General features: G+C 70.0%; 4 protein-coding genes and 1 pseudogene. 4 read left to right on the forward strand and 1 reads right to left on the reverse strand.

Annotated features, from left to right (window positions below):
- The first annotated feature begins 243 nt into the window (after positions 1–243).
- The 3 genes from ACFVVO_RS39305 (at position 244) to ACFVVO_RS39315 (ending at position 2,199) form a co-directional block, all read left to right on the forward strand.
- A complete protein-coding gene (locus ACFVVO_RS39305; protein ID WP_390061684.1) occupies positions 244–579 on the forward strand; it encodes a nucleotidyltransferase domain-containing protein in 336 nt (111 codons plus the stop codon).
- A gap of 476 nt (positions 580–1,055) precedes the next feature.
- Entirely contained in the window at positions 1,056–1,439 is a 384-nt protein-coding gene (locus ACFVVO_RS39310) for a hypothetical protein (RefSeq protein ID WP_390061681.1), read from the forward strand.
- Between the two features lie 394 nt (positions 1,440–1,833).
- The gene (locus ACFVVO_RS39315) at positions 1,834–2,199 is read left to right on the forward strand and encodes an SH3 domain-containing protein (protein ID WP_390061682.1); all 366 of its coding nucleotides are present in this window, start codon (positions 1,834–1,836) and stop codon (positions 2,197–2,199) included.
- Here ACFVVO_RS39315 and ACFVVO_RS39320 read toward each other — a convergent pair.
- Complete coding sequence (locus tag ACFVVO_RS39320; RefSeq protein WP_390061686.1) at positions 2,124–2,762, reverse strand: endonuclease domain-containing protein; 639 nt, start codon at positions 2,760–2,762, stop codon at positions 2,124–2,126. The two genes, ACFVVO_RS39315 and ACFVVO_RS39320, sit on opposite strands and share 76 nt — an antisense overlap.
- A gap of 648 nt (positions 2,763–3,410) precedes the next feature.
- Here ACFVVO_RS39320 and ACFVVO_RS39325 point away from each other — a divergent pair.
- Positions 3,411–4,123 (forward strand): annotated as a pseudogene (locus tag ACFVVO_RS39325) (SDR family oxidoreductase).
- Positions 4,124–4,231: the final 108 nt, after the last annotated feature.

The raw sequence follows: 4,231 nt of genomic DNA on the forward strand, positions 1-4,231 counted from the left end.
CGCGGGCGGGCAGCCCGTGTCAGCCTGTGGAGACCTCGCCGCCAGGCGGTCCGTGAAGCAGGAACCTGAAAGCCGGGCGACCGGCCCAACCCCCTCATAGGGGAACCCCCCTCGTTCACGAGGGGGAGGACGTCAAAGTCAGGCAGCATCGCCTGCCTGCCGGAGCCGGAGCGGATCGAAGAGATCGACGAGGTCATCGATCGCATCACCCGCTGGGCTAAGGATCGCGAAGACGTCGGCGGTCTGCTCCTGGTGGGCTCTTGCGCCCGCAACGCTGCCCGACCCGACTCCGACGTCGACCTCGTCCTGCTCACCACAGACGAGTCCCGTTATCTCAACAGCGATGCCTGGGCCACCGAGCTCGGGCTGGGCCAGCTGATCCGTGCCCAGTCGTGGAGAGCGATCACAGAGCGACGCTATTCCACGGCCTCCGGCCTGGAAGTCGAGATGGGCATCGGCTCGCCGAGCTGGGCAAAGGTAGATCCCGTCGATCCTGGAACACATCGCGTCGTTACTGATGGTGCCCGCTCGCTTCACGACCCAGCAGGCACCCTCGCCGTCCTCTTCGCCGCGTGCTAGGCGATTGCTCTGTCGGGCTTGCCGGTGGGGTTCTTCGGGCGCTTTTTCGGGCGATAGCTGGGGCCGTTTCGCCGTAGCGCTGCGACACCAGTTCCGCAACGCCACTGACGACCGCGCTCGACTCGACCTGCCAGGTACGGCGAGCCAACCGGTCTCACCCATCGGCCATCACGTGTCGTCCCATCCCGTAGCCGCCAGGCCGCAGGGGACAGCAAGCAGCGCACAACGACCGCTGCGTCTGCCGCCGAACGGCAACGCGCGATCTTGACTCGTTACGCCACTTCTGCCCGTCCGATCCCGCGTCCGGGGAGGGCAGGGCACGTCACGAACTCGGCACGCGGGAGCGAGGGGCCTTGGGCCGGGCGGCAGCCGATCGCGGCGCGCAGGATGCAGCGACCTGCCAGCGCCGGGCCCGCAGTCGGATGCACGCTCCAGGCGACGGGCGCTGGCACCTCGCTGATCAAGGAGAAACCGCGATGCACCGTACGCGAACCCCGTCGACAGCCGGTCGGCGCGTTGCCACCCTCGCGACCGCCGTCACCCTCCTCGCCGGTGCGGCAGCGGTCGCCGCACCCACCGCCTCGGCCGTCGGCTCATCGGCGTGCCACTACAACGTCACCCGCGAGACCTCCACGGTGACCGTCAACGGGGTCAACTTCCGCACCGGCCCGGGCACCGGCTACGCCTCCAAGGGATTGCTCTACAAGGGCGACACGTACGTCGCCTACTGCGGCGTGCGCAAGGGCACCGCCGCCCATCCCCAGGCCTGGCTGTACACCAAGCTCAGCCACCGCTCCAAGAGCGGTCTGGCATCCGGAACGTGGGGGTGGGTCCGCGACGGCTTCGCCGTGTCCAGGTGACGACAGACACCGTCACCGGCCCCGCGAAGGACCGAGCCCCTGCCCGCGGCGGACGGCCCGCACCGACACCGCGGCGGCACCCCCACTTCGGGGGTGCCGCCGCGCGCCACCACATGCCCCCACAGACCGCTGGCCCGCCAGTCGGGGCTGCGTCCGGCTGCCCGGCGGCCCTCGGCGCCAGCACGTCACCGGAACCGCCTGTCCGACTTCTTCTTCCCGCCTGCGGGGACGGCTCATCAGGTCGCTGCCCCGGCCCTTGGGAGGCTCCCGGCCTGCACGGCCTGTCGCGTCCGGCCAGCCCGCAGCATCGGCGGCGGGCCGTCTCAACCCTGCCGCCTCGACAGGTGGCCGGCGGCGCCCTCGTCAGCACCGGTGCCTCAGCAAGGAGACCTCGATGTCCACCACGACCCAGACCCGTCCCCGCTCCCGCTTCCGGCGAGGTGCGGTGCTCGCGGCGACCACCCTGGCCCTGGTCGGCGGCGCGCTGGCGATCGCGCCCACCGCGTCCGCCGTCGACTCCAGCGGCTGCAACTCGGCCTGGTACTACCTCAACGGGCACATCAACACCAACGGCGTGAACCTGCGCAGCGGTCCGTCCACCAGGTACTCCTCGAAGGGAGTCCTGTCCAAGGGCACCCGCACCTACATCTACTGCTACCGGGACTCCTCGAAGGACGCCTGGGACTACATCAAGGTCACCTCCGGCGCCAACAAGGGCGTCAAGGGTTGGGTGCGCCACGACCTCAACAACTGGTGGTAGACCAGCCGACGGCATCCACACCGTCGGTCATCGACGAGGACCAGCATCGGCCACCGTCCGAGTACTGCCGCGTCATGCTCCACCGGCTGCACGCACCACCACGCCCGTGCCCGGGCACGCTGACACCCGGCGTGGCCGCGCCTCCAGCGGAGCCTTCGCATGTGGCTGCCGGGCCGGCTGCATGGTCCATTCCAGCGTCTACGAGGGCGGGTGCAGCCCCTCGCGAAGGGATCGAACCCGAGTTGCTCGATCACCCGCTGACGTGTGGCTTCCTTGGGCCGCCATTGCTGGCTGGCCGGGTAGACGAGGCGCAGCCCGGCCGCCGGAGGCACGAGCAGATAGTCGGCCCCGGGGCAGCCGGTGAGGTGCGGGCACTCCTCCATCACCCGATTGCAGAAGGCACACAGAAGCCCTCTCACCTGGCCCGTCTGGTGGTCATGATCGACCATCGCCCCCGGATACAGGCCGCACCCGTGGCAGTCGGCGCCGAGCGCGTCGACCAACGCGGCACGCAGGCGCCGGATGGACGCCGTCCGGGCCGGACGCGGCGGCCACAGGTGCATCAGCTCATACCGCCCGCCGCGGCAGCGGTCCGGCCGGTCGACGGTGCCCGGATCGACAGCCGGGCCGGTCGGTCGTACCGGCCACTCGGCGACGAGGGAGCCCCAAACCACCGAATCGGCATCGTCCAGGCGGCCACCTTTCCATTCCTGCGGCCCGTGCTCCCGCTCGATCCAATCGCAGTGCTGACGGTGGCTCCAGGCGCCGGGCCTCCGTCTCCCCGCACAGCATCAGACCCGCCCGTTCGAGGTGGAACCGGCCGTCGTCTCCCGGCACCGCGAAGGTTTTACCCGGCGGCCAGGGCGGGGGAGACGGCAGGTGACAGGGCTGCTGCTCGGCCTCGCGGACCAGGTCCTCCACGAACGCGACCCCCTGAAAAGCCCCCACAGCAACTGTGCGCGTCGGTACGGGGGCAGTTCGTCCAGGCTGGTCATGAGGGGATCCTGGCCTACGGCACTGACAGCCAGCCGGGCCAGCACGCTGCGGATCGTTCGCTGATCAGGCGCGACCGGCCTGGGAGCATTGTCCGGCATGGAGTCCTGCCGACGCCGACTCTTCATGCTGAACCAGTTGCTTGCGTGCACCCTCTGACTCAGTTCGACATCGAGGTCCCGGGCCGCCGTGCCGTCCGGGCGAAGGCACACCGCGGTATGAACGATCGCACAGCTCTGGCCACCGGTGCCAACAAGGGCATCGGCAAGCACATCGCCCGGCTACTCGCGGCCGAGGGCCTCACCGTGTACGTGGGCGCCGGCGAACCGGGGCGCGGACAGCGGGCCGTCGAGGAGATCGGTACCGGCGCCCGGCTGCTTGTTCTCGACGTGACGGATCCCGATGGCATCGCACAGGCCGCGGCCCAGGTGGAACGCCTGGACATGCTGGTCAACAACGCCGGCATCTCACCGTCACTCGCCCCACCGGCTGACACCGGCGTCGAAGAATTCCGGCACACGTACGAGACCAACGTGTTCGGAGTGGTGGCGGTGACCAACGCCTTCCTGCCCGCCCTGAGCCGTCCCCGCACCCGCGCATCGTCAACATCTCCAGTGGCACCGCATCGCTGACGTGGAGCACACATCCCAACCCGCAGTTCACCCCGGGAAGCGGGGGCGCTGCCGCCTACCGGTCGTCCAAGGCCGCCCTCAACGCCCTCACCGTCTTCTACGCCCAGACGCTGGCCGAGGACGGCTTCAAGGTCAACTCGCTCGCCCCCGGCCTGCGGGCCACTGATCTCAACCCCCGGGCCGCTGCCGGCGGCGGCCCGGCCGAGGCCGCGCAGGGCGCCGTTCACCTGACCTTGCTTCCGGACGACGGTCCCACCGGTGGCTTCTTCTCCTGGGACGGAACGCCCGTGCCCTGGTGATTGTTCATCAGCCTTGACTTCCTCCCCCGCCTAAAGGCGGGGGATTCCAGCGGTCGCCCGCTGGGGTTCCTGCTTCATCGACGACCGCCCCGTCCGGGAGGACTCCCG

Source organism: Streptomyces sp. NPDC058145, assembly GCF_042884245.1.
Lineage (GTDB): Bacteria > Actinomycetota > Actinomycetes > Streptomycetales > Streptomycetaceae > Streptomyces.